21 protein-coding genes are annotated in these 25,469 nt (G+C 50.0%); 11 read left to right on the top strand and 10 right to left on the bottom strand.

All coding sequences use genetic code 11. From position 1 onward, the window contains the following. The first annotated feature begins 131 nt into the window (after positions 1 to 131). Together BTA51_RS01295 and BTA51_RS01300 are read left to right on the top strand one after the other, a co-directional pair. A complete protein-coding gene (locus tag BTA51_RS01295; RefSeq protein WP_094705497.1) occupies positions 132 to 1,619 on the top strand; it encodes a SulP family inorganic anion transporter in 1,488 nt (495 codons plus the stop codon). A 21-nt stretch (positions 1,620 to 1,640) separates the two neighbouring features. After that, a complete protein-coding gene (locus tag BTA51_RS01300) occupies positions 1,641 to 2,492 on the top strand; it encodes a universal stress protein (RefSeq protein WP_094705499.1) in 852 nt (283 codons plus the stop codon). A gap of 593 nt (positions 2,493 to 3,085) precedes the next feature. Here the strand turns inward: BTA51_RS01300 and BTA51_RS01305 are convergent. Beyond that, positions 3,086 to 3,742 carry a methyltransferase gene (locus BTA51_RS01305; protein ID WP_094705501.1) on the bottom strand — a complete coding sequence of 219 codons (657 nt, stop codon included), beginning with the start codon at positions 3,740 to 3,742 and terminating at the stop codon, positions 3,086 to 3,088. A gap of 376 nt (positions 3,743 to 4,118) precedes the next feature. Between BTA51_RS01305 and BTA51_RS01310 the strand changes: the two genes are divergently transcribed. The 5 genes from BTA51_RS01310 to BTA51_RS01330 all read left to right on the top strand — a co-directional run bounded on the left by BTA51_RS01310 (position 4,119) and on the right by BTA51_RS01330 (position 9,075). After that, positions 4,119 to 4,937 carry a mechanosensitive ion channel family protein gene (locus tag BTA51_RS01310; protein WP_094705503.1) on the top strand — a complete coding sequence of 273 codons (819 nt, stop codon included), beginning with the start codon at positions 4,119 to 4,121 and terminating at the stop codon, positions 4,935 to 4,937. A 74-nt stretch (positions 4,938 to 5,011) separates the two neighbouring features. After that, the gene (locus tag BTA51_RS01315) at positions 5,012 to 6,301 is read left to right on the top strand and encodes an OmpA family protein (protein WP_094705505.1); all 1,290 of its coding nucleotides are present in this window, start codon (positions 5,012 to 5,014) and stop codon (positions 6,299 to 6,301) included. A gap of 247 nt (positions 6,302 to 6,548) precedes the next feature. Continuing rightward, a complete protein-coding gene (locus BTA51_RS01320; RefSeq protein ID WP_094705507.1) occupies positions 6,549 to 7,079 on the top strand; it encodes an aminoacyl-tRNA deacylase in 531 nt (176 codons plus the stop codon). Between the two features lie 234 nt (positions 7,080 to 7,313). Further along, the gene (locus BTA51_RS01325) at positions 7,314 to 8,588 is read left to right on the top strand and encodes an FAD-dependent monooxygenase (protein ID WP_094705509.1); all 1,275 of its coding nucleotides are present in this window, start codon (positions 7,314 to 7,316) and stop codon (positions 8,586 to 8,588) included. Positions 8,589 to 8,712: 124 nt separating this feature from the next. Further along, positions 8,713 to 9,075 carry a histidine triad nucleotide-binding protein gene (locus BTA51_RS01330; RefSeq protein ID WP_094705511.1) on the top strand — a complete coding sequence of 121 codons (363 nt, stop codon included), beginning with the start codon at positions 8,713 to 8,715 and terminating at the stop codon, positions 9,073 to 9,075. On the opposite strand, the gene BTA51_RS01335 is transcribed toward BTA51_RS01330, so the two are convergent. From BTA51_RS01335 to BTA51_RS01345, 3 genes are all read right to left on the bottom strand, one after another. Further along, positions 9,072 to 9,968, bottom strand: coding sequence for an alpha/beta fold hydrolase (locus tag BTA51_RS01335; protein WP_094705513.1), 897 nt, complete (start codon positions 9,966 to 9,968; stop codon positions 9,072 to 9,074). The two genes, BTA51_RS01330 and BTA51_RS01335, sit on opposite strands and share 4 nt — an antisense overlap. 103 nt (positions 9,969 to 10,071) lie before the next feature. Then, complete coding sequence (gene nhaD / locus BTA51_RS01340; protein WP_094705515.1) at positions 10,072 to 11,445, bottom strand: sodium:proton antiporter NhaD; 1,374 nt, start codon at positions 11,443 to 11,445, stop codon at positions 10,072 to 10,074. Between the two features lie 386 nt (positions 11,446 to 11,831). Then, a complete protein-coding gene (locus BTA51_RS01345; protein WP_094705517.1) occupies positions 11,832 to 12,668 on the bottom strand; it encodes a DUF2059 domain-containing protein in 837 nt (278 codons plus the stop codon). 339 nt (positions 12,669 to 13,007) lie between these two features. Between BTA51_RS01345 and pepA the strand changes: the two genes are divergently transcribed. Next, positions 13,008 to 13,787, top strand: coding sequence for a flocculation-associated PEP-CTERM protein PepA (gene pepA / locus BTA51_RS01355; protein WP_094705521.1), 780 nt, complete (start codon positions 13,008 to 13,010; stop codon positions 13,785 to 13,787). A 69-nt stretch (positions 13,788 to 13,856) separates the two neighbouring features. Here pepA and phoU read toward each other — a convergent pair whose 3' ends face one another. From phoU to BTA51_RS01385, 6 genes are all read right to left on the bottom strand, one after another. Beyond that, entirely contained in the window at positions 13,857 to 14,582 is a 726-nt protein-coding gene (gene phoU, locus BTA51_RS01360; protein WP_094705523.1) for a phosphate signaling complex protein PhoU, read from the bottom strand. A 106-nt stretch (positions 14,583 to 14,688) separates the two neighbouring features. Further along, a complete protein-coding gene (pstB, locus tag BTA51_RS01365) occupies positions 14,689 to 15,555 on the bottom strand; it encodes a phosphate ABC transporter ATP-binding protein PstB (protein ID WP_210404740.1) in 867 nt (288 codons plus the stop codon). A 42-nt stretch (positions 15,556 to 15,597) separates the two neighbouring features. Beyond that, complete coding sequence (gene pstA, locus BTA51_RS01370) at positions 15,598 to 17,262, bottom strand: phosphate ABC transporter permease PstA (protein WP_094705525.1); 1,665 nt, start codon at positions 17,260 to 17,262, stop codon at positions 15,598 to 15,600. 56 nt (positions 17,263 to 17,318) lie between these two features. Then, positions 17,319 to 19,595, bottom strand: a complete 2,277-nt coding sequence (locus tag BTA51_RS01375) for an ABC transporter permease subunit (protein WP_094705527.1) — start codon at positions 19,593 to 19,595, stop codon at positions 17,319 to 17,321. A 210-nt stretch (positions 19,596 to 19,805) separates the two neighbouring features. Further along, entirely contained in the window at positions 19,806 to 21,500 is a 1,695-nt protein-coding gene (locus BTA51_RS01380; RefSeq protein WP_094705529.1) for a TIGR03545 family protein, read from the bottom strand. Between the two features lie 205 nt (positions 21,501 to 21,705). Next, positions 21,706 to 22,677: a PstS family phosphate ABC transporter substrate-binding protein gene (locus BTA51_RS01385; protein WP_094705531.1), complete on the bottom strand. Its 972-nt coding sequence runs from the start codon at positions 22,675 to 22,677 to the stop codon at positions 21,706 to 21,708. 224 nt (positions 22,678 to 22,901) lie between these two features. Between BTA51_RS01385 and BTA51_RS01390 the strand changes: the two genes are divergently transcribed. The 3 genes from BTA51_RS01390 (at position 22,902) to BTA51_RS01400 (ending at position 25,412) form a co-directional block, all read left to right on the top strand. After that, positions 22,902 to 23,429: a TRAP transporter small permease subunit gene (locus BTA51_RS01390; RefSeq protein ID WP_094705533.1), complete on the top strand. Its 528-nt coding sequence runs from the start codon at positions 22,902 to 22,904 to the stop codon at positions 23,427 to 23,429. Then, positions 23,422 to 24,804 carry a TRAP transporter large permease subunit gene (locus BTA51_RS01395; protein WP_094705535.1) on the top strand — a complete coding sequence of 461 codons (1,383 nt, stop codon included), beginning with the start codon at positions 23,422 to 23,424 and terminating at the stop codon, positions 24,802 to 24,804. Before BTA51_RS01390 ends, BTA51_RS01395 begins: the two co-directional genes overlap by 8 nt. A 209-nt stretch (positions 24,805 to 25,013) precedes the next feature. After that, positions 25,014 to 25,412 carry an acyl-CoA thioesterase gene (locus BTA51_RS01400; RefSeq protein ID WP_094705537.1) on the top strand — a complete coding sequence of 133 codons (399 nt, stop codon included), beginning with the start codon at positions 25,014 to 25,016 and terminating at the stop codon, positions 25,410 to 25,412. Positions 25,413 to 25,469: the final 57 nt, after the last annotated feature.

Consider the following 25,469-nt stretch of genomic DNA (forward strand, 5'->3'; position numbering starts at 1 on the left):
AAGTCCCACAAAGCCGTCTCCGGAAAAGCATCCCAAAATCCTAAATTGGCCAACTGTCGAGCCAATTGAATTCTTTCTGGCGCGGAAATGACAGACAACACACAGATACAATGCCAGGGTATTAATCCTTTATGCTTGAAACAATGAAGAAAGAATGGTTCTCCAATATCCGCGGAGACCTGTTGGCCGGGACAGTCGTCGCCCTGGCCCTGATCCCAGAGGCCATTGCGTTCTCAATTATTGCCGGCGTTGATCCCAAGGTCGGACTCTATGCCTCTTTCTGTATCGCGGTGATCGTAGCATTCACCGGTGGCCGCCCAGGCATGATCTCCGCCGCTACAGGTGCCATGGCCCTATTGATGGTGACCTTGGTGAAGGAACATGGCCTGGAGTACTTATTGGCAGCCACACTGCTGACCGGGGTTTTCCAGATCGGCGCCGGATTCCTCAAGCTGGGCAGTCTGATGAGGTTTGTCTCACGCTCGGTTGTGACAGGCTTCGTCAATGCCCTGGCGATCCTGATTTTCATGGCACAGCTACCAGAACTGACCGATGTCACCTGGCACGTATATGCCATGACAGCCGCCGGCCTGGGGATTATCTATCTGTTTCCACTGCTGCCAAAAATTGGCAAAGTGGTTCCTTCCCCCCTGGTATGCATCATTTCCATGACCATTGTTTCCATTTTACTTGGCCTGGATATCCGAACGGTCGGCGACATGGGCGAACTCCCGGATACGCTGCCGGTTTTCCTGTGGCCGGATGTTCCTCTCACATTTGAAACTTTATCCATCATTTTCCCCTACTCTATCGGCCTCGCGGTGGTCGGCTTGCTGGAATCCATGATGACCGCCACCATCGTCGATGACCTCACAGATACTCCCAGCGACAAAAACCGGGAATGTAAAGCACAGGGTATTGCCAACATTGGAGCCGGTCTCCTGGGCGGCATGGCAGGCTGCGCCATGATCGGCCAGTCCGTGATCAACGTAAAATCCGGCGGCCGGGGCAGACTCTCCACATTTGTCGCCGGTTTGTTCCTGCTGATCATGGTCGTGTTCCTGGATCAATGGATCAAACAAATCCCTATGGCCGCCCTGGTCGCCGTGATGATCATGGTATCCATCGGTACCTTCTCGTGGGACTCCATCCGCAACCTGAAAAAACACCCTCTTTCCACCAATATCGTGATGGTTGCAACGGTCGCTGTGGTCGTAGGTACCCACAATCTGGCGTTGGGCGTACTGGTCGGCGTGCTCCTGGCGTCACTGTTCTTCGCCAACAAGATTGGACGTTTTATGCTGGTAAAAAATGAATCCACCGGTGAAGGCCAGAGAAGCTATCGCGTCATTGGCCAGGTCTTCTTCGCTTCCTCAGATCAATTTGTTGACGCATTTGATTTCAGGGAAGTATTGGAACATGTCACTATTGATCTCACTGACGCCCACTTCTGGGATATCACCGCTGTGTCCGCCCTGGACAAAGTGGTCATCAAGTTCCGCCGGGAAGGCACTGACGTGAAGGTCATCGGGCTGAATGAAGCCAGCTCCACCATCGTGGATCGCTTCGGTGTTCACGACAAACCCGAAGAAGTTGAAAAAATGATGGCCGGGCATTAAGAAATAGCAGGGAGAAGAATATTGAATACTATCGTTGCCTGTATTGATGGCTCAGCCATCGCCACAGCAGTATGCGACGCAGGAGCCTGGGCCAGTGAACGCCTGGATGCGCCCCTGAAACTACTGCATGTTCTGGATAAAAGCGAATTTCCCTCCTCCGGCAACCTTTCCGGCAATATTGGCTTGGGAAGCCGGGAGCATTTATTGGAGGAACTAACTGCTCTGGACGAACAACGTGGTCGTTTGGCTCTTGAACACGGCAAACATATGCTGGACCAGGCTGAGCAGAGAGCCCGGGAAGACGGAGCCGTCAATATCAGCAAGCAGCAGCGACATGGCAGTCTGGTAGAAACGCTTCTGGAACAGGAAGAGGATACCCGCCTGTTTGTCATGGGACGCTTGGGCGAGGGTCACGACATCACCGCCCATACCCTGGGATCACACCTGGAAAATGTGGTCAGAACGGTTCATCGGCCTATTCTGGTCACCGTACAAAGCTTCGTTCGTCCCAATCGTTTCATGTTTGCGTATGATGCCAGTGAAACAGCGGAGAAGGCCCTGTCAAAAGTTTCCACCAGCCCGCTGTTAAAGGGATTGCCCTGCCACCTGGTCATGGTGGGACAGGATACTCCGGAGCATCGTCAGCAGTTGGCCAATGCCAATCAGAAACTTACGGTGGCAGGCTTTGATGTCACTCAAATGTTGCTGGAAGGTGACGTGCAGCAGACTTTGCAAAGCTACCAGAAACAACACGATATTGACCTGATGGTGATGGGTGCTTATGGCCACTCAAGAATCCGCCAGTTCTTTGTGGGAAGCAACACCACCAAAATGGTCAGTGGCAGTGATACATCGTTACTGTTACTGAGGTAGCTAAACGGTTCCTGAGGTAGCTAAGCCGTTACTGAGGCAGCTCAGCACTCTGTACAGCCGGCAAATACTGCCGGCTTTTTATTGCCTTATTCCAGGGAAAATATTGGGGGTTTGGAGATTGAGAAATATTCCAGCCGCCTTGTGAGACATATCTCACATCAATGTAGGAAAAGGTGAGAACTTGCTGTGCGAGTCGCGTCGCAAAAACAGCAGAATTAACTATCCATTTGATTTTTATACATATTTATCACGCCTCTTTTATCTCCATCATTCGGCATAAGTAAATTCCGTCACAAAAACGTCACATGAAGACAGGTATAGTTACTCCTGTCAGGGACGGCAAGGACGGATTTTCCAGGATGGCTTCTTCACATGATGTGAAGGGAAGCAGGGATAAGGGAATAAGCTTAAGGGACTCTTATTTTAGGGAATCATGCGAGCGCCAGGACAGCGCTTACACCAAGGATTGGTTGACTAGGATGTCATCGACCTATTTGTTAGAAGGCAACAATTGTTGCCTTTTTTTTCGCCTGCAATATTTCACTAAGCACGCCCAGCACTCATTGAGATAACTGCTTAAGTAGGGTAGCAGCTCAGGTGAGATATATGCGCACCTGATTAAATTCCTCGAATTCATTCAAATCCGGCCATGTGGTCGCCTCCATGGTAGCGACCTGTTGATATCCTTCCACCTGCAAGTTCTTCACCCGAGAGTCAGCCAGTATCACCTTTGCGGCCCCTTGCCGGAATTGGGGCAACAGCACCAGATTTTCCCGATCATATAGAATATCCGCCGCTGTAATGACATCAGGGTGAACCTCTGCCGGGAGCCCTTCAGACACCTCCACAGCTACTCGGTTCAGGTCAGCATTGACCTTTACAGCGTGTCTCGATGCCGGATCAATATCTACAGCAATCACCCGCTTAGCTCCTGCCATGGCAGCGGCAATGGCGACGACTCCTGAGCCTGCCCCCATATCTATGACCGTCTTATCTTTCACCAACTCTGGATGGTCCAGAATATAACGGGCCAGAACCTGACCGCTGGCCCAGCAGAAACACCAGTAGGCTGGCTCAGCCACCACTGCCTGCGCCTCATCATGAGTCAGAGGTCCGTCCATTGCTTCCGGGTCATACAGGTAAAGCTGAACTTCCGGCGCCAGGGACAATTTTGTAGCAAGCAGACGGCCATGAGGCAATGTTTCCCGCAATCGCTGTTCCAGGGAAAGTTCGGATTGGGTCTTTGACATATCAAATACTGCGTTATGAATTCATCCGAGCACGGCACCGGGCATCATTTTTATTAGCCAGGTATCGATTTATATTAAAGGTTAACCAATATTCAGACCGGCATTATATGACGATGGGTTTGCTCTCACCACTCAAGGAAAGAGTGGTCGATTCACCTGTCCGTTACGTATTCCACATGCAGATCCCCGCGGAAGTATTCTGCAACCACAAAATGAGCATTGATTACCCTGGTTTATTGCCTGTCCACTATACGTTTTGCCAGTGAACAAAAAAGTTGGCTTGTCCTAGGGTTCTGATAAACTTGGGAAGAAAGTCCTCAACCAATAACAACCTCAAAGACCAATAATACCGACAACTGCCATACAAGGAGCAACTATGGACAATGTCGATCAGTACGTCCAAAAAGCCATCGAATTGACCATCGAATATGCCCCCCAATTAATCCTTGCCATACTGACTTTGATTATCGGTATGTGGATCATCAACAGGGTGCTGAAGCTGGCCGATAACAGTCTGCAAAAGAAATTTGATCCGACCCTGACGAAGTTCGTCCATAGTCTCGCCTCGGTCATGCTGAAAGCCTTGCTGTTGATCAGTGTGGCCTCGATGATAGGCATTGAAACCACGTCATTTATCGCTGTCCTGGGTGCAGCCGGCCTGGCAGTTGGTCTTGCCCTGCAGGGGAACCTGTCGAACTTCGCCAGCGGCGTATTAATCCTGGTATTCAAGCCTTTCAAGGTTGGAGATGTCATCGATGGTGCAGGCTATATTGGAACGGTCCGTGAGATTCAGATTTTCACGACAGTACTCATGACTCCCGACAACCGCAAAGTCATTATCCCAAACTCTAACCTGGCCAATAATCCGTTGATCAATATCAGTGCCGAATCTACACGCCGCGTAGATATGGTGTTTGGCATTGGCTACGGTGATGATATCGACAAGGCCAAAGGCGTCATTCAATCACTGATTGATGCAGATACCCGTATTCTCAAAGATCCAGCTCCAGTTATCGTTGTCTCCGAGCTTGCCGATAGTTCAGTGAATCTGACCGTTAGAGCCTGGTCGGCCACCTCTGATTACTGGGGCGTGTTCTTTGACATGCAGGAAAACGTCAAGAAGAAGTTCGATCAGGAAGGTGTCTCCATTCCATTCCCACAACGGGATGTCCACCTTTATCAGGAAACCAAATAATAAAATCAGGAAGGCACGGACAGAACTGGCATCAGGCAGAATTGTCCGTAGCGAAACACAGGAAAGAGGTCACTATGAAACTGAAAACCCTTACTGTTCTATTGACGGCAGGTGCCGTGCTCGCATCATCTCCAACCTGGTCCCGGGAGCGGGATTCCGGAGCTTATTTAACCGGCCTGCTGGGTTACACGTTTTTTGATCATGAGCGCCAGTTGGAAGACGATCCCAACTATGGCCTGGGCCTGGGATACGATTTCAACCGTCGTTTTTCAGCCGAAGTCGTGGGAGGCATTGCAGACCTGGAACGCAATAATGACAATTCCTACGAAATAGATCAAAGATTTTACCGCCTGGATGGTCTCATCCATTTCAATACCGATGATGTTTGGAGGCCTTTCATCATCGGCGGTGTGTCCCACAACGATTTCGACTACCCCAACAGCAACAAGCAGAACGAAACACAGTACAACCTTGGTGCAGGTATCAAACACGAAATCAGTGAAGCATTGGACTTAAGACTGGACGTCCGCGGAGTCTATGGTGAAGAGGACGAATCCAAGGATACAACGCTAAATCTCGGCCTGGTCGCCATGCTGGGCGGCAACTCCATTGAACCGGAAGACTCTGACGGGGACGGTGTCTATGATGATGAAGATGCCTGCCCGGATACCACCTATGGCGTCGAGGTCGATGCTGAAGGATGTGAGATCGAAAGAGACTCCGATAACGATGGTGTCATGGATGCCGATGATGAGTGTCCAAACACTCAGGCCGGAACAACAGTGGACGCTGTGGGTTGCCCGGTGGTCGGCGATCAGGACAATGACGGAGTGGCTGACAATGAAGATCAATGTCCGGGAACACCAGCTAAGGCAGAAGTCGATAGTCGTGGCTGTCCGTTGGATTCAGACAAAGACGGCATAGCCAACGGCCTGGATGCCTGTCCATCCACACCTCAAGGGGCCAAAGTCGATAATCGCGGCTGCCGAATTGTTCTGCAACAAGCCGTATCCATGAATTTGGGGATCAATTTTGCCAGCAATTCAGCCGAAATTACCGGTGAGCATGCTTCAGAGATCAGCAAACTGGCCAAATTCATGACGGAATACCCCGATACCAAGGTCGTCATTGAAGGTCATACCGATGACCGGGGCAATGCAGACTACAACAAGCAACTCTCCCAACGCCGGGCAGATGCGGTGAAACAGAGCCTGACAGATACCTATGGTATTGCGGCCTCACGTATTGACGCCATTGGTTATGGAGAGGAAAGACCCGTCGCTGATAACGGCACCGCTGCCGGTAGAGCTGACAACCGCCGGGTTGTGGCCAACGTGAGCACGACTAAACGCGTCGAACAGTAGCAGCAAATATTTCGAGACATGACAAAGGGGTCCTGAGGGACCCCTTTTTTGTTTTCTGACTGTAGCTTGGTTCACAAAAAATAACCGGAATAGACAGGTCAGCCCATTAAAACTGGTCTATCTTAAATTTTAGGGACCTGAAAATTGATCCGGTGCGGTATCAGCATGACGTCCGGGCCGGCAAGTTACCTGTCTTTGAGGCAGGTATGTACAAGAGAATGTTTGTTTACCAGGCGGGAGGTGCCTTATGCCGGTAGAATCATTAAAGAACTTTCTCGATGCTCATCAGGTACGTTATGTCCTGACACAGCATTCACCTGCCTATACCGCCCAGGAAATTGCGCAGTCTGCGCACATCTGCGGAAAAATGCTGGCAAAAACCGTCATTATCCTGATGGATGGCAAAATGGCCATGACAGTAATGCCGGCGACCTCCCGTATTCGCTGGGACCGTTTATCCAGGGCAATGGGTACAGACTTTATCGAGTTGGCCGATGAAGAGGAATTCCAGGATGCCTTTCCTGAGTGCGAACTCGGTGCTATGCCACCATTTGGTAATCTTTATGGTATGTCGGTCTATATGGATGAAGAGCTGCGCGAATTAGAGAATATTTCTTTCAGCGCCGGCTCCCATTCAGAGACTCTGACCATGTCCATGTCGGATTACACAGATCTGGTTAAACCAATTTCTATCACCGAAGGTTTTGTCAAACCATCTGCAACCCCACCGCTTCAACGCCATCGTTTGGGACGCCTGCAGGTTCATAGACACGCCTGACAAGACATCGGCCATTCCAGCCTGTCCTGCCGCTTTTAAATTGGCAGGCCACAGGCTGCCCTGAGTTTCGTCGTCCACTTCGTCGAGATTCACCTTTTCTGTCCCATCTTCTTCTGGTCTTCCTTCTGTTTGCTCTAGCTCATCGAGCTGCCTACCCTATCTCCTCGATAGCCCCTCTGGGCAAATCGATTGATAACCCCTATCATTAGGCCAGATTTACTCTTGAGTCCGGTTATGTCAGATACACACTCACCTACTTCAATTTCGCCCACTTCAGATTCGACTCCCCCGCAGGAACTTGATGTTGTCATTGTTGGCGGAGGTATGGTTGGTGGCGCCGTTGCAACCGCCTTGTTACAGACAAATCTTTCAATCGGGGTCATCGAAAAGAAACTTCCACAACCGTTTGATCCAGAGGCTATGCCGGATTTACGAGTGTCAGCCCTGAATCACGGCAGCGAAAACTTCCTGCGAGGCATCAATGCCTGGAGCGCTCTGCAGGCTATGCGCAGCCAGCCTTACCGAAGACTTGCCGTGTGGGAGAAACTCCCTGATCTGGTGAATGTTCTGGTCCCCGGGCAACCTAACCGTACCGAGTTCAACGCCGAGGAAGTAGGCGCTTCTCACCTTGGTTATATCGTGGAAAACAGGGTGATCCAGCTGGCTTTACAACAACAGTGGCAGCCGGCAGAGAATGTTACCGTTTTTGAAGATGTTCAGGTCAACGACTTGCTGACTTCAGAACACAGTGTTGACGTCAAACTCAGCAATGGACAGACACTAAGAACCAAGTTGGTTATCGGCGCCGACGGGGCTAACTCAACTGTCAGGCAAAAAGCTCAGCTTGGGCTGACCAGCGATGCCTACAACCAGCATGCTATGGTCATCTCTGTTGTTACAGATGGACCGGACCAGGACATCACCTGGCAGGAATTCACTTCTCATGGTCCCCGGGCCTATCTTCCACTGCCCTCTATCAATGGATCAACCCATGCCTCTCTGGTCTGGTACGACCATCCTGACCGGTTGGCAACATTGCTCGCCATGGACGAGGAAGCACTGATTCGGGCAATCCATAAAGAATTTCCGGAGTCATTGCCCCAAGTAAGGCAAATTCTCGGACGTGGCAGTTTTCCCTTGGTCAAACGTCACGCGCAACATTACTACAGAGGGAGAGTCGTGTTGGCCGGAGACTCGGCGCACACGATCAATCCATTGGCGGGCCAAGGTGTTAACCTCGGTTTTCAGGACGCAAAAGTGCTCACAGACGGGATTCTAAAGGCAGTGCAGGATTCCGGTGATCCAGGAAACCCGGAGTGCCTGGCAGCCTATGAGAACAACCGAAGACCTGCGAACTTCAGAATGATGACGTTGATGGACGGTTTCTACTATACCTTCAGCAACGATCTGGCACCGGTCAAACTGATCAGAAACCTGGGGCTGACGGCCGCCGGTCATTTGAAACCCGCAAAGCGGCAGGTACTCAAATATGCTATGGGCCTGTCGTAACTTGGCGCACTGTTGATAGTGCAGCCCAAAGTGGGCGGCCTATTGCACAATCCAGAGAACACTTGTCGATAGCACCACCCAAAGAACACTAGCGATAGCACAACTCAAAGAAAAGGATTACAGCATGTCAGAGACACTATTCACCAAGATCATCAATCGGGAGATTCCCGCTGACATTATTTATGAAGACGACCTGAGTCTGGCATTTAGAGATATTAACCCGCAGGCACCGGTTCATTTTCTGGTGATCCCCAAGCAAGCCATTGCCACTATTAATGATATTGCGGAATCCGAACGGGAAATCGTGGGGCATTTATACCTGGTGGCGGCCAAGCTGGCCAAGTCCATGGGGTTCGCTGATGACGGCTACCGCACTGTCATGAACTGCAATGAACATGGCGGACAAACGGTTTTCCACCTTCACTTGCATGTGCTTGCGGGCAAACCAATGGGATGGCCTCCCTACACTGACAAACTCAAGGTCTAGACAACACTCTGCGACGTCATCCAGGCCGTTATCCGGGTAACCAGCTCCTGTGAATGCTTAACCCAGTTGAAATGGTCCAGCAATTGGCTTGTCAGCTCGCCATTTTCAAAGTGCCAACGTTCCACCTTTGCCATTTCCATTTTCTGGCAGAGGTGGTCGACCGCTCTTCTGGGGGCCATGTCATCCGTGGCGAGTGAGACCCCCAACACGGGATGCCGAATTCGGCCTAACAGCTTATCGTAATCGAGGGGACTGTTCTCTATCCGGTAATCCCCATTACGTGCATTTCTGGCCCAATCTCGAATAACCCGACGTGCTTCCGTTCCGGCAAAGCCAATTCGCTTGCCCGGTAAATATCCGTTTAACTCCGCTACTACTCTTAATGCCTGGGAAGACAGCCAAAGCCGAATAGGGTGAGGATAGTTGCGGTAATAAACCGTACATGAAGAAATCAGAATCATGCCACTGATCTGGTCCGGGTGTGTGGCGGTGTAAAGAGCATTTAACTGCCCTCCAAGACTATGTCCCAACAACCATATGGGCGAACCAGGACAGTGAAGCCTGAGCGCTTCAACACACGCCGGCCAGTCCCGGTTAATCATATCCAGGTAACCGAAGTTGGTTCTGCGAGAGGCTCGAATGGAACTACTGCCGATACCACGCAGCTCTCCGCAGGCATAATGCATTCCCAGCGCCTGAAAATTCCTGGCAAGAGATTCGTAATAGCCGGAACGAACTCCCATCGCCGGCATACCAAGAATAACAGGGGAAATCCTCTGATTATTTTCAGGACTGTCATCTGGCGTTTTAGCTCTATAGAGCTGCATGATCGAGGACACGGCATCGTCTGCCACGACCTCGATTGCCTCCGGAGCCAGGTCATCGGTTGTCATTTTCTATCCCTTAACGATTACCGAGCCATCCTAGCACCCTGGCTTGCCTGACATAATTGGTCCTGAACAGGAATGAGAACTCTGTCGCCAATGCCTTGTTTATTCAACCGTTGATCATCAAGTGCACACCGATAGATGCGCAGTAGCCCAACGCTACCGCCCATGACCACTTTAAGTGAGTCATGAATGTATACTGCCCCTTGGACTGCCCCATGAGCGCCACACCGGCGGCAGAACCAATGGACAACAGACTGCCACCCACTCCTGCCGTCAGGGTAATCAACAGCCATTGCGTCACATCCATGTCCGGCCCCATAGAGAGTATGGCGAACATCACGGGAATATTATCAATCACAGCGGAAATGGTTCCCGCAGCGATATTAGCCATCGTGGGCCCCCAGGCGTCGTACATATGGTGGGACAACATTTGCAGGTAACCAAGATAAGCCAGACCACCAACACAGAAAATCACCCCAAAAAAGAAGAGCAATGTATCCCACTCCGCCCGGGCTACCGGACGGAATATATCGAATTGGATATCGTCAGCCTCAGTGCCGGTTTTACGCAGATAAAAGGCAAAGAACATCAACACCGACATACCGGTCATCATGCCAAGGAAAGGAGGGAGATGGAAAAAGCGCTCAAAACAGACCGCCAGCGCAATCGTGGAGATAAACATCAAACAAATACGCAACCCTCCCCGTTTGATGGGCACATAACCACCCTCCCCTTTGGGAGCCCCCCGGGGAATGAAGAAGTTCATGATCAGTGCGGGAACCAGGAAGTTCACCAGGGAAGGAACCAGGAGTTCAAAGAACTCCTCAAATTTAACCAGACCGGACTGCCAAACCATCAACGTCGTAATATCACCAAATGGGCTGAATGCACCACCGGCATTGGCGGCAATCACCACGTTGATCATAGCAATGGAGACAAAGCCTTTATTGGTCCCGCCCACCGCCATGATCACGGCTCCCATTAACAGCGCGGTCGTCAGGTTATCAGCCACCGGAGAGATACAGAACGCTAACGCACCAGTCACCCAAAACAACTTTCTAAAACTCAGGTTTTTGAGAACAAGAAAAGATCGCAGCGCTTCAAAGACATGCCTCTCTTCCATAGCGTTAATGTAGGTCATCGCCACTAACAGGAAGAGAAACAGAGCGCCATATTCCAGCAGGTTGTGGGCGACAGCCTCGTGAAGATCGTCCGCCGACATCCCCATCTTTTGCGCCATGACGGCAACCAGAACCCATATGACACCAGCGGCGAATATCACCGGCTTAGACTTACGCAAATGCAGAACTTCTTCCGCCATGACTGCAATATAAGCCAACGCAAACACGCCCACCGCCACCCATCCCAGGGCATGCCCGGTCGCATCCAGCACCTCAATCCCCCCACTGGAGGCAGCCGCCGGAAACGCTGTCAAAATACCTGCAAACAAACAACCTAACGGTAACCATAGCCACTTCATGCGATCATTCCTGAGTAAGTAGAGTGGGTTTGACTAGAGGCCCTGTGAAATCTCAACAGTCCTTGCCTTTGGTGTGCCGGAAAGTACTGCCCAATTACGGCAAAGCGTAAAATTGTAGATAGAGCACAGCCACTAGTGCAAGTATCCCTATAGAGAGATTGACCCTATCGAAATGGGGAGGGATTAGATATTACTTGGAGGTACAAAGTGTCATTTAAGTGAATCAACTTGACCTGAGTCAACCAATCCCTGGAACGTGAGGATTATAGTGATCCTGCATAACAGCAAAACACATCAGGCCGCATTGGCTTGTGTGCTTGCAGCTACGCCAAGCCTCATTCACCGGCATTCTCACCTCCTCCCAGCCGGTGAATGAGTTTTTTTGTTCAGCTCTCGCCAAACGCCGGATTCAACTTGTGGCCCAACCTGGCTGAATGCTCTTCCAATACATCAAATACCGCATTGTTAACCACTTCCAAAAAACGGTTACCGTTTTCGGAACGGGCAAAGTCGATATATTTCTGCAGTTCCTGCAAAGACAAGTCACGGTAGGTATACAGATAGTTCATATATACCTGCTGGCCCACCTGGCCACGTAACAGCATCCGGCGCTCTGATACTAATGCCTTAAGCTCACTGAAGTCAGGGAGATCTGCGTTTCTTACCAGAGCTGTGAGGCTGGCAGCCATGGCCAACTCCACGGCAATGGCATTATCCAGCATGGATTCTGTGGCACGCGTGGCACGATCAAAAGCTGGAAATAATTGCTCTCTGTCAGATCCGGCATACTGTTTTGCTAACTCATCCAACTCCTGCTGAAGGCTGGCATACTCGCTGTCATTAATCACGCTCAGCTCTGCCTGAGAGATTTTCTGCCCGATAGGTGAACGGAACCATTGCAACACCTCTCTCATCTGCTGATCCGACATACCCGCTTCTATTCTTTGCAAAACCTCAGCATTAACCGCACCAATGTCATAAGTAACGTCCACTGCATTTTCGAACATCCGCGCCACTTTTTCCGGCATCCCTACCCGGCGAACATTATGGCGCAATCCATTTTTGACGATAACAGGATAATGGGTGAGCAGGTCAGCAAGCCCACTCTGGGCCAGAATTTTTGAGGACAAACGGACAGAGTCTCCGGTCGATGCCCATGCAGAAATACTGATTGTCAGCAATAAGCTGATCAATCCAACAAGGGACAACCAACGGCGAATCATGACAAACCTCCTGTCCAATGCGTTTGATCACATATTGTTCAGTATAGTCACGGCATCAATGCTCAGAAGGTTTGGGGGCGCTCAGCTTACAAAATCCAACAAATTAGAATGCATCGTAATCGGAGCGGTTAAGCTCATCCATTTCATTTTTCAGGATTTTTTACAGAGAAATAAGAATTCAACACTTATTCGTCAGTATTCTTTACACAATCTTAAAGATGATTTTTTATAACTATTTATATCTTATTGAATTAGTTTATATTCCATTTAAGTCGGTACGAGACTTGCGCTAGGTTTCGCGCACACATAAACATACATTGGTAATTAAGGAGCGATTCAATGTTAAAAAGAAGTGCATTAACGATTGGAATAACCTCACTTCTCGCACTCCCTTCATTGCAAGCACATGCAGGATTTCTGGATTTCACAGTTGATGAGACCCCCTATGGCGGAACTCAATTGACTGTCGACAAATTCAACGGTGGCTACTCAGAGAAACTTACTTTCGATGGTAACGGCGGATTCCAGACCACAGGTTTTGCAACACTGGGACAGTTGTTCTCAAATGACGGCACCGATGACAGATCAGACGACTCTGTTCTTGGGGACTCGTATATGATTTATGCGATCTTCAAGTCTGAGGGAACTATCAGCCCGGTTACATCAGATATCACCCAATTTAACGCCACCGGCGGTTCTGTCGAATTGTACCTGGACAGAAACAACGACACTTTGGGATCGCTGGGAGCCACAGCGTTGGATAACGTTTCTCTGTCAAACGACAGTGACGACTTCCTGTTGGCCTCGACCTTCCAGTTGGGCACCGGTACCGGCTTGTTGACCTCTGCTGGGGGATTCTTCGACCTGGTATTTGAAAACGTTGTTCTGAGTGACGAAAACAACGGTGGTAAGGGAGCGGACTATTTCCTCAAGCCGGACCCATTCTATATCAGGGTCAACGTTGACGGTGACTTCGATAATTTTGATCCTACCGGCACCCAAACTGTTACTGGTGATGTCAGCGCTGTATTTGTCCCTGAACCCGGTTCATTGGCGGTTCTTGGAGTAGCTGCGCTTGGATTAGGTTTAAGATCCCGTCGCAAGACTTCAGAAGCATAATTCTTTCTTTCGTACACAAACCCGTGCACAAAAAAAGGCGCCTGATGGCGCCTTTTCTTATCCCTGAGACTATCGTCTTTCTTCGATAATCTGCTCGGTTTTCTCCAGAGAAGCATGGCGAACATCCTTGCCCTTCACCATATAAATCACGTGTTCGCATATATTACGTGAGTGGTCACCAATCCTTTCCAAAGAACGCAGCACCCAAATGATATTCAGGATGCCGGTGATATTTCTCGGGTCTTCCATCATGAACGTGACCAGCGAACGCATCGCCGACTTATACTCTGTATCCACGGCTTTATCTTCTTTCATGACCCGAAGAGCCAGATCCAGATCAAAACGGGTAAAGGAATCGAGCGCATCATGCACCATTTGCCCCACATGATTGCTGATATGGCGAACTTCCACATAGCCTCTGGGTGCCTGACCTTCTTCCGTAAGACGGATACCGATTTTGGCAATTTTTTCCGCTTCGTCACCGATACGCTCGAGATCACTGACCATTTTGGCCACCCCCATCACCAAGCGTAAATCACTGGCGGTCGGCTGACGTCGTGCAATGACCCGGGTACATTCTTCGTCGATTGTTACCTCGAGTTTGTCGATATCATCCTCAGTCTGGCGGACGAACTGAGCCAACTCAGTGTCGGCGTTGACCAGAGACAGGGTGGCATCGGAAACCTGTTTTTCAACCAATCCGCCCATCACCAGGACATGATTTCGTAAGTCCCGCAATTCAGTATTGAACTGCTGGGAAATATGTTGCAAATGGACATCACTATTTTGAGCCATATTTATTATCCTTTCGACATAAGCGCCGGCGTCAAATTCTTCTAAACCTTGGCTATCTGTATCAAGCGCCTGTGCCTTGCTGTCATTAGACTCAGGCACTTTTCGATTACCCGTAGCGACCAGTAATGTAGTCTTCTGTCTGTTTCGAAACCGGATTGGTAAACAGCTGGTTAGTACTACCGAACTCAATCAGGTCTCCCATGTACATGAAAGCAGTATAGTCTGAAACCCTCGCGGCCTGCTGCATGTTGTGAGTCACTATCACAATGGTGTATTCATCCTTGAGTTCGTGGATCAGCTCCTCGATTTTCAATGTCGACAAAGGGTCAAGGGCCGAGGCCGGCTCATCAAGCAACAAGACCTCCGGCTTTACAGCCACAGTTCTCGCGATAACCAGACGCTGTTGCTGTCCTCCTGACAGACCAAGTGCACTCTCATTGAGGCGATCTTTCACTTCATCCCATAAAGCCGCAGACTTAAGCGCCCACTCAACGGTTTCGTCAATGACACGCTTCTTATTGATTCCTTGAATACGCAGACCATAAGCCACGTTTTCATAAATACTCTTGGGAAACGGATTCGGCTTCTGGAACACCATGCCAACCCGACGACGGAGCTCAGCGACATCCACGCCCTTTTCATAGATATTCTGATCTTCCAGTAGAATGCGTCCGTCAATACGGCAGCCATCTACCAGATCATTCATCCGGTTGAAGCAACGCAGAAGAGTCGACTTACCACAGCCGGAAGGCCCAATGAAAGCAGTTACACGTTTTTGCGGGATCTGCATGTCTATCCCGTGCAATGCTTCCTTCTCTCCGTAATAGAGTTTGAGATTGTTAACCTGCAGGGCAATGGTTTCCTGCTCAATGGAAATATCTTCAGCGGACCGCTCGATGGCACTGATATCAATACCGTGCGTCCGGGATTTGGTTTCCTGATGTGCAGTAGTTTGGGTCATAGAGTCGTTCATTACAGCTCTCCCGCTAGGGTTCTGTGATCTTTAAAAACTGAATTACATTTCCAGCGCTTTGTATTTTTCCCGCAGGCGGTTACGGATGGCGACTGCACTTAAGTTTAGCAGGGCAATCACCGCCACCAGCAATAGCGCAGTGGCATACACCAGCGGGCGCGCCGCTTCAACATTCGGGCTCTGGAAACCGACATCATAAATGTGGAAGCCCAGGTGCATGAATTTCTGATCCAGATGCAGGTATGGATAGTTACCATCCAAAGGTAACGACGGTGCCAGTTTCACGACACCAACCAACATTAAAGGCGCTACCTCACCAGCAGCCCGGGCAATCGCGAGTATCACTCCCGTCATCATCGCAGGACTCGCCATTGGGATAACCACGCGCCACAGAGTTTCAGCCTTGGTCGCGCCCAATGCCAGACTCCCTTCCCTCATGGAACGGGGAATCCGCGCCAGGCCTTCCTCGGTAGCCACGATAACCACCGGTAGAGTCAAAATGGCCAGAGTAATCGAAGCCCACATCAATCCCGGAGTACCAAAGGTCGGTGACGGCAATGCTTCCGGATAGAGCGCCTGGTCAATATTGCTACCAATGAAATAGATGAAGAAACCTAAACCGAACACCCCGTAAACAATAGAGGGAACACCGGCCAGGTTGTTTACAGCGATCCGGATAATCCTGGTCATCGCTCCCTGGTGGGCATACTCACGCAGGTAAACGGCTGCAACAACCCCCAGTGGTGTCACGATCACCGACATGATGATTACCATTAGCACGGTGCCATAGATGGCAGGGAATATACCACCTTCGGTATTGGCCTCACGCGGGTCATCACTGATAAATTCCCAGACTTTGACAAAATAGAAGCCTATCTTTTCAAAGAGATCCATATTGTTTGGTTGAAAGGCTCTAACGACCTTCGCCAGGGGAATATCAATCACATTGCCGTTCATAGCCCGGGCAGTAATCGAATCCCGGTTAATCTGGGTATACAGCTCGGACAACTGTTGCTGCAAGGATTGATAAATCTGATCTTCTTCCGCACGCTCGGCTTCAATATCAGCCATCGCCTGTGGTGTTTTCTTGCCATTTAACTCAAGGCGGCGTTCCTTGAGACGCAAGCGTTCCAGAGTGTAGTTCACACTACCGATCTGATGCTTTTCGATATCATAGATCTGGTCATGCAGATCAAGAGTACGCTCTATTCTCTGCTGAAACTCGTCCCATGCCTGAGGGCCACTGGCAACGACTTCACCGCTTTCTTTTACATCTTCAAGATAGCCATAAAAATTTCCCCACTCACGACGTTCGATTGCCATGAGATCTCCCGGCTGACGGCGATCACGGATTTTCTTTTCCAGAATCCAGCGGAAATCAAAGCCGAGCACATCCCTGTTACCGGTTTTAATCAATAACCGGTTCAGAAACTCTGCACCTTCGGGAACATCCACACCACTGTGTCGCAACTGTTCGGCGGGTACTTCTTCAGATTCCACCACTTCACCAATCATCAGTGAGACTTTGCCGTCATCACCGACGTAATCGGCCTCCATGATGCTGTGAGGCCAGAAATGCGATAACCCACGAACCGCAATCAGCGACAGCAATCCAAGTACCATAACGAGGCTGATCGCAACCGCCCCAGCGTTTAACCAAACCCAGGGATCTCCCTTGGCAGTCCACTCTTTTACTGAAACTCGCATCGATGTATCTCTATCGTTTATTCGGAGTATTCGTTAAACAAGCATCCACCTGATGGTTAGATGACGCTGTACTTATTACGCAGTCGCTGCCGGACAAATTCCGCCAGTGTGTTGACCACAAAGGTAAATAGGAATAGTACGAACGCAGCCAGGAACAGAATCCTGAAATGGGAACTGCCGACTTCCGACTCGGGCATTTCCACCGCGATGTTAGCTGCCAGGGTACGCATCCCCTCAAAGATGTTCATATCCATGATAGGCGTGTTACCGGTCGCCATTAGAACAATCATGGTTTCACCGACGGCACGGCCGAGCCCTATCATCACGGCGGAGAATATACCCGGGCTGGCAGTTGGCAACACCACCCGTACCATGGTCTGCCATGGGGTCGCGCCAAGCGCCAAAGAACCATATGTCAGATGCTTTGGTACACTGAAGACCGCATCTTCAGTGATGGAGAAGATCGTAGGAATAACCGCAAAGCCCATCGCAGCCCCTACAACCAGAGCGTTGCGCTGATCAAAATCAATGCCCACTGTATTGGTCAGCCAGGATCGCATATCGCCATCGAACAGAGCCGTTTCCAACCCCGGACTGGCAAGAAATGACAGCCAGCCGATCAACAGCACCACAGGAATGAGCAACGCAGCTTCCCAGCCATCCGGAATCACAAGACGGAATGACTGTGGAAGATTGCTCCAGAAGAAACCGAATAACACGATACCTATGGGCATCAAGAATAATACGGCGAAGACACCTGGAAGATTTGCCTCCATGAATGGCGCAAAGAACAGTCCGGCTAAGAACCCCAGAATAACGGTCGGCAGTGCCTCCATCAGCTCGATGGCAGGTTTAACCTTGCGACGCAGAGTAGGAGACATAAAGTGAGCGGTATAAAGAGCACCGCATATCGCCAGAGGCATCGCAATTAACATTGCGTAGAAGGCCGCTTTCAGCGTACCAAAAGCCAGTGGCATCAAGCTGTATTTGGGCTCAAAATCATTCGTGGCCGCAGAGGACTGCCATACATAATCAGGTTCTTCATAGCCCTCGTACCAAACCTCACTCCAAAGCGCAGACCAGGACACATCGGGGTGTTCATTTTCCACCTTCCAGAAATTCAGGCGGCCATCGGTGGTCTCAAACAGCAGGAAGTTTGCCCGTGGAGCAAGCGTGGCGATGGAAATTTTCTTATCCACCAGTTGTTCAAATAGCGCTTCCCGCTCTGCTGTTGAATTGTATAAGCCCAGCTCACCAGCGGCTGTAACCGCATAAAAGCCCTTACGCCGCTCCTCAATACCCAACTGGGTGATTTGACCACCTTCCACTGTGAACTTGCGAACGGCCTCAAGATGAAACTGGTTTTCAACATCCCGAACCGGGAACCATTGAACGATTTCTCCCTGATCGTTGGCCACCAGCAGAGAAATACCTCCCAACAGGAAGCGCATGTCGACAACTTTGCTTCCCGGCGTCACTGCATCCACCCGGGCATTCAGATCAGGTTGTTCGCGGTCTTTCAAATCATACATATCCAGCTTGCCATTGCCCGTTGCCACGTATAACCAACGGGTATCCGGTGTCAGCTGCATGGAAATGATCTCGCCGTTGATCGACGGCATGACGATATCCGACTCTTCCAGAGTAACGTCTCCTGTAAGGAAGTTTTCACTCTTTTCGAAGTAGGAAGCTTTCAGCGTATTGTCTTGGGTCGCGCCGATGATGATCAGGAAATCGCCGTTGTCCCTCAGGGTGACAGACTTAATGGGCTGCCCGTTTTCCTTATCCAGGATGATGGGTTCCTCACCGTACGGAAACACCAGTTGAGGCGTGATCAGGCGCTTGTTATCCGGCCATGTGATGTTGTAATCGTGTTTGAAAACCAGAACAGAGCCATTACTGAGACCAACAGCCAACGTCCGCGATCCGGCAGCACCTTCATTGACACTAGTGACCGTCACGCCTTCAGGAATGGGCAAGCGGCTTTGAGAGTCCAGGCTGCCGTCAGCAGTGTTAATGAACGTCACATTGCCGTCGACAGTTAATCGAAGTGCCTTCTCGCCCTGCTCTTCAACCGCCAGGAAAGCCGTTTTTCCTTCTGTCGGTAGAGCATATTCTGCCACCTGTTCAACCTCTGCGGATTTAAACAATGGCATGACTTCATAGAGGAGGTAAAAGAAGATAAGCGTCACCGCGACAATAACACTGACACCTCCAGCCGCGATAGACACCTTGGCAATCTTGTCTTTCATCGCTCGGATGTTGCGGTAACGTTTTAGTTGCGGCGTATCGAAATCCAGCTCAGGGGCTTTGGCTGTGACGACTTCGTTCATCATGCTTTCCTACAGTGGTGGAACTAAAACCCAAAAAAAGAATGACGCCATAACACACTTTCCGGAAGGTTCAGCCGACCTGGAAAGAGGAAAAAATGAATAAATGTAGTGCTATGGGACTATCCTGGCACACCTTAACCAGCAAATATGACAGTATTGTTACAGCACTGTCATATTTGCTTTACAGGCAGATGACGTCGGCGGGAAATCTTAAAGAAGTGAGTTGAAATCGCCGATACGGTCACCCAGCAATCCATTCAGGTCGACCAGCCCGCCCATTTCTGAGTTCAGGCTACCTGTTTTTTCTTCAACCAGGCTATTCAGTTTGGTCTGTAATTGTCCGGTCAGCTTGTCCTGCTCTTTCTTGATCAGACCACGCATGCTCTGGCTGAATATCTTGTCCAGGCTGGTAGACATTTTCACATCCGGATCCTGTAACGCACCAGTTGCCAGCACCAGCACATCAAGCTCACTCACACTTTTCAATGCATCAATCATCGCCTGCTTGAGTGGCGCCGAATCACCTGCCAACAGATTTGCCATCTGTACCTCCAGGAAACGGGTATCCACTTTCAAATCCAGGTCCCCGCCTTTGATTTCCGCCTGACCGGCCACCACCGCCAAAGCTTTGGCCATCGTGACAGGGAAGTCTTCCCGGCTGGAAAAAACGATATCCTGCAGAGGCAGGTTTTTCAGGTCGAAGTTGAATGTATCTTTGGCGTTTGCTGGGACGACATGATCGAGAACCCCTTTAAAGTCGAGCCCGCCAATCGCTTTCGCCTGGCTGTTCAATGCCAGTTGCGCCGGTTTACCCCAAACAGATGCCTGATCCGTCAGATCGGTAAATTCACCCGAAAAAGGAACCTTTTCACCGGGGAAAGGCAACTCACCGTCCAAGGTTAGTCGTTTCACCAGGAATTTAGGCAATCCGTCACTGTAGTCCGTGGTATCTGCCACTGGCTGCGCCTGGGCTGAAGACTCACCTCCGCCGTTCATATAAGGCAGCAATTTTTCGTACCATGCGTAACCATTACCGATCCACTGCGCAACTTCATCACCGAAAAGTCCTTTTGCCAGACCTTGGACCGCATCCGCATCAAGTCCGACCATGCCCAGCATTTTATCGATATCCTGTTTGGGTGCGGCTTTGATTTTAGCGATACCTGATTTCAGGTTGGCGATCTCTTTGTTGAGATCCTCCCGCGCCGATTTGATCTTATCTAGGTCACTCTTCACCTCTTTCTGGATATTGGCAACATCCTTCAAGGCCTGCAAACGCTTCAGGGGATCTTTGGATTCCTTCAGAGCTTTGATTCTTTGCTTATAACCTTCCAATGTCTCTTTATCGGGCAAACCGTCGATTCTTTGATTCCATTCCTGCTTGCTCTGCCCAATGGAAGTTTGCAATTCATTGGCGAGCTTCACTGTCTGCAGGTCCGCCTGGGCCAGTAACTGATCGGGATCCGGCACCTGGAATGTCGGCAGTTTAAAATCCTGTTTCAATTTATCCAGCATGGAAGGTTCATTACCGGGAGGTGGCGTTAGCCCAGGCACCGCTCCACTGGATTGGCGAGCAGTATTAAAGCGCATGCCTGTCAGTGCAGCGCTATCCACAATCACCTTGGATTTCAGTAACGGTGCAAAGGCCACATTGGCATCAATCAGCCCCGCTTCAAAAGCATTGGTCATCGGCTCTTGGGGATTGGTTACTTTTAAACCTTCCAGGGATACTCCCAGAGGAAAGAATCTGACATCAACCGATTCCAGTTCCACACGGGCTTTTACAGCTTTGGTTCCCTCCTCTTCTATGACGTATTTTGCAATGACGTCGATGAAGAACAACGCCACGATGATGATCAACAACAGTAGGGCAATTAAATAACCAACCAGCTTGAGAGCTCGCATGACAGTTCCTTGTATAGTTCTTTCGGCAATAAATTATAGCAATCGGTGTAAGATCAAGGAGTAAAGATACCAACAGCCAGTACAAAAGTGTATGAGAACAAAGTTGTGTTGGAGAATAACCACTCTCATGAAACCGGATTGGTGTCGTGCGGACATAAAAAAAGCCACCCGAAGGTGGCTTTTCCTGAAAGGAGATGAGTCTGGATTACAGAGCCAACTCTTTCATGTACTTGGCAGCAACAGAAGCAGGCAGAGGTACATAACCATCTTTAACAACCACTTCCTGACCTTGCTTGGACATCACCAGTTTTACGAACTCAGAAACAATCGGCTCCAGGTCCTTGTTAGGCGCTTTGTTCACATACACGTAGAGGAAACGTGACAGTGGGTATTCGCCGGTAACCGCCATTGCAGGAGTTGCTTCAATGAACTTGTCACCTTCTTTCTTGGCCAAAGGAATAGTGCGAACGCTGGCAGTTTTGTAGCCGATACCAGAGTAGCCGATACCATTAACAGACTCAGAAACACCCTGAACTACAGAAGCGGAACCAGGCTGTTCGTTAACGCTGTTTTTGTAGTCACCTTTACACAGGGCATGCTTCTTGAAGTAACCGTAAGTACCGGAAACTGAGTTACGACCGAACAGCTGGAAGCTCTGGTTAGCCAGAGAGCCAGTCACACCCAGTTGACCCCAGGTAGTCAGATCTTTTTCATAGCCACACTTACGGGTAGAAGAGAAAATTGCGTCGACCTGTGCGATGGTCAGGCCTTTGATAGGGTTGTCCTTGTGAGCAAATACGGCCAATGCGTCAATGGCAACTGGAATCGCAGTAGGCTTGTAACCGAATTTCTTTTCGAAAGCTTCCAGCTCTTTGTCCTTCATCTTACGGCTCATAGGACCCAGGTTAGAAGTACCTTCGGTCAGCGCTGGGGGAGCGGTAGAAGAACCGGCAGCCTGAATCTGGATGTTAACGTTCGGGTAGTTACGCTTGAATTCTTCTGCCCACAGAGTCATCAGGTTAGCCAGAGTGTCAGAACCTACGGATGAAAGGTTACCGGATACACCGCTTGCTTTATTATAAGTAGGCAATTTCGGGTCTACGTCTGCTGAGGCAGTAGTAGCCCAGAATGAAGCTGCGACAACAGTAGCTGCTGCGAATACTTTTTTCAGTTGCATAGGGATAAACTCCTGGTTTTATTTCGACGTATCCGATGGGTTCGTCGGATTGGCGAAAAATATACAAATCCTTTGTGACACTATTGTTACATCTGAAATTAATGTGACATTTATATTTCTTCTTCGAACGTCGATTTTCACGCAAACACTCGGTAAACTGTTGAATTTCAGTGATCTGCACTAGGCCCCATCGGGCCCTAAAACAATAATACGGGAAGTTATTTATGCAGTACTTGATCAGCCTGACCAGGTTGATTGATGCCTTCACCGAACATACCGGCCGGTTCATTTCCTGGCTGAATATCGGAATGGTTGTCGGCACTGTCCTGGTCGTTGTTCTCCGATATGTCTTCAACAACAGCTCCATCGCCCTGCAGGAAGGGGTTATTTATCTCCACGGTGCTGTTTTCCTGCTCGGATCTGCCTATACACTCAAGCACAACGAACACGTTCGAGTGGACATCCTGTACCAGCGCTTTTCCCCTCGAGGGCGTGCCGTGGTCAATTTGTTGGGCACACTTCTGCTGTTGCTCCCCTCTCTTATATATATATGCATCGAAAGCTGGCCCTACATCCTGCAGAGTTGGAAGTTTAAAGAAGTGTCCCAGGAAGCCGCCGGCCTACCCTATGTTTATCTATTGAAGACCCTGATTCTTGGCATGGTTGTGGTCCTCGGCCTCCAGGGAATCGCTGAGGCCATGCGCTCTCTGGTCACCATCATTAATCCGAACATGGAGTCGAACAATGGTTGAGTATATGTCGCTGTTCATGTTCGGTGTGGTCTGTCTGGTATTGATATGCGGCTATCCCGTCGCATTTTCCCTGGCAGGCACGGCACTGGCTTTTGCTGCTATCGGTTCCCTATTCAATATATTTGATGCCTCATTCCTGCAGGCAACACCAAGCCGTTTGTATGGTCTCATCAATAACCAGACGCTCATAGCCGTACCCTTATTTGTCTTCATGGGGTGCATGCTGCAGAAGTCAAAAGTGGCTGAAAATCTTCTTGAAAGTATGGCGGTGATCTTCAGCGGTGTTCGGGGAGGCCTGGGAATCTCGGTGGCAGTAGTCGGTATGCTGCTCGCGGCGAGTACCGGAATTGTCGGAGCGACAGTGGTCACCATGGGACTGATCTCCCTGCCCACCATGCTGAAACGCGGTTATGCCCCATCCGTGGCAACCGGTACGATCTGCGCCACAGGTACACTGGGACAGATTATCCCCCCTTCGATTGCGCTGGTTCTGTTGGGCGATGTGCTCTCCAGTGCATACCAGCAGGCACAAAGGGATATGGGAATTTTCAGCCCCAAAACTGTGTCGGTAGGAGACCTGTTTGTAGGGGCCCTTATTCCGGGGCTCGTTCTGGTGGGGCTATATATTCTTTACATCCTGCTACTTGCCTTTATAAAACCCAACCTGGTGCCTTCCGGCCAAACCGTGGACCGGGACGAACTGCATCAGCGTGAGCTTTCTCTGATCCATGACCTCACACCTCCTCTGATTCTGATCATTGCTGTGCTTGGTTCTATTCTGGCAGGCATCGCAACCCCCACAGAAGCGGCCGGTGTCGGTGCTTTCGGTGCAATCATCCTGGCCGCAGCGAGAGGGCAGTTTGGTCTGTCGATACTACGGGAGGTTTGTCAGCAAACCACCCGAGTCACCTGCATGGTATTTATGATTCTGATCGGCGCCACCATCTTTTCGCTGGTGTTCAGGGCTTACGGCGGTGATGAACTCATCAAACACATTTTCGATAACATGCCCGGCGGCGTGTTCATGGCGGTGTTGGTTGTGATGGTGGTCATTTTCCTACTTGGATTCATTCTGGACTTTATCGAGATTACCTTTGTCGTGGTACCGATTGTTGGGCCAGTACTACTAACAATGGGCGTGGATCCCATCTGGCTGGGAATCATGATCGGGCTCAATCTGCAAACCTCTTTCCTGACGCCTCCATTCGGCTTTTCGCTGTTTTATTTGCGAGGGGTGGCACCGGAATCCGTCAAAACGATCGATATCTATAAAGGCGTGGCCCCTTTCATCGGCATTCAAGTACTCATGCTGGCGCTACTGGCATTCTGGCCTGATCTGGCAACCTGGTTGCCGCAAGTGGTTTATGGTCCTTGAACCGAATGGGTTGACCTGGAGAAGAACGGACAGGCCCAGAGAAAAATGGCTGATATCGTCGCGTTTATGAAATCACTATACTGTTTTACAAATATCCATCAGGTTTTACGACAATCTGTGGTATTAATGGATGCCAAACGGTGAGACAGCCTAAGTCACAAAAACAAATAGCAAGGCAGGAAAAACCTGTCATTTAATGAGTAATTGACATGCCAACTTCAGACCGCGCAATGCCCAAGGGCGAACTTTCCCTGCGGGTGATTGCTCTTGAAAAAGATACCAACGGCAATGGTGATATCCATGCTGGCTGGCTGGTATCACAAATGGATCTTGCGGCCTCAAGTACTGCCGGACGTCTGGCTGAGGGCCGCACTGCTACAGTATCCATCAAACAACTGGACTTCATATCGCCGGTACGAATCGGCGCGGAAGTCAGTTGCTATACACGGGTAGAAGAGATCGGCACCAGCTCTATTCATATTGAAGTGGAAGTCTGGACCCGGGATTCAACCAGCCAGCACCCCCGGAAAGTGACAGAAGGTAAATTTGTCCTGGTGGCTATCGATGCCACAGGAAGAATTCGCCCGGTACCCAATAAGTCCCGTTAAGGATACCGCATACAAAAAAGCCCGCTTATGCGGGCTTTTTTTCATCGACGACACATG

The sequence above is a fragment of the Hahella sp. CCB-MM4 genome (assembly GCF_002260525.1).
Taxonomy (GTDB): Bacteria; Pseudomonadota; Gammaproteobacteria; order Pseudomonadales; family Oleiphilaceae; genus Hahella.

Coding starts and splice junctions, on each gene's coding strand:
- BTA51_RS01315 (WP_094705505.1), top strand. CDS start 5,012: ATGAAACTGAAAACCCTTACTGTTCTATTGACGGCAGGTGCCGTGCTC.
- BTA51_RS01390 (WP_094705533.1), top strand. CDS start 22,902: ATGCAGTACTTGATCAGCCTGACCAGGTTGATTGATGCCTTCACCGAA.
- BTA51_RS01345 (WP_094705517.1), bottom strand. CDS start 12,668: ATGATTCGCCGTTGGTTGTCCCTTGTTGGATTGATCAGCTTATTGCTG.
- BTA51_RS01325 (WP_094705509.1), top strand. CDS start 7,314: ATGTCAGATACACACTCACCTACTTCAATTTCGCCCACTTCAGATTCG.
- BTA51_RS01330 (WP_094705511.1), top strand. CDS start 8,713: ATGTCAGAGACACTATTCACCAAGATCATCAATCGGGAGATTCCCGCT.
- pstA (WP_094705525.1), bottom strand. CDS start 17,262: ATGCGAGTTTCAGTAAAAGAGTGGACTGCCAAGGGAGATCCCTGGGTT.
- nhaD (WP_094705515.1), bottom strand. CDS start 11,445: ATGAAGTGGCTATGGTTACCGTTAGGTTGTTTGTTTGCAGGTATTTTG.
- BTA51_RS01305 (WP_094705501.1), bottom strand. CDS start 3,742: ATGTCAAAGACCCAATCCGAACTTTCCCTGGAACAGCGATTGCGGGAA.
- BTA51_RS01320 (WP_094705507.1), top strand. CDS start 6,549: ATGCCGGTAGAATCATTAAAGAACTTTCTCGATGCTCATCAGGTACGT.
- pstB (WP_210404740.1), bottom strand. CDS start 15,555: ATGAACGACTCTATGACCCAAACTACTGCACATCAGGAAACCAAATCC.
- BTA51_RS01395 (WP_094705535.1), top strand. CDS start 23,422: ATGGTTGAGTATATGTCGCTGTTCATGTTCGGTGTGGTCTGTCTGGTA.
- pepA (WP_094705521.1), top strand. CDS start 13,008: ATGTTAAAAAGAAGTGCATTAACGATTGGAATAACCTCACTTCTCGCA.
- BTA51_RS01380 (WP_094705529.1), bottom strand. CDS start 21,500: ATGCGAGCTCTCAAGCTGGTTGGTTATTTAATTGCCCTACTGTTGTTG.
- BTA51_RS01385 (WP_094705531.1), bottom strand. CDS start 22,677: ATGCAACTGAAAAAAGTATTCGCAGCAGCTACTGTTGTCGCAGCTTCA.
- BTA51_RS01400 (WP_094705537.1), top strand. CDS start 25,014: ATGCCAACTTCAGACCGCGCAATGCCCAAGGGCGAACTTTCCCTGCGG.
- BTA51_RS01375 (WP_094705527.1), bottom strand. CDS start 19,595: ATGAACGAAGTCGTCACAGCCAAAGCCCCTGAGCTGGATTTCGATACG.
- BTA51_RS01310 (WP_094705503.1), top strand. CDS start 4,119: ATGGACAATGTCGATCAGTACGTCCAAAAAGCCATCGAATTGACCATC.
- phoU (WP_094705523.1), bottom strand. CDS start 14,582: ATGGCTCAAAATAGTGATGTCCATTTGCAACATATTTCCCAGCAGTTC.
- BTA51_RS01295 (WP_094705497.1), top strand. CDS start 132: ATGCTTGAAACAATGAAGAAAGAATGGTTCTCCAATATCCGCGGAGAC.
- BTA51_RS01335 (WP_094705513.1), bottom strand. CDS start 9,968: ATGACAACCGATGACCTGGCTCCGGAGGCAATCGAGGTCGTGGCAGAC.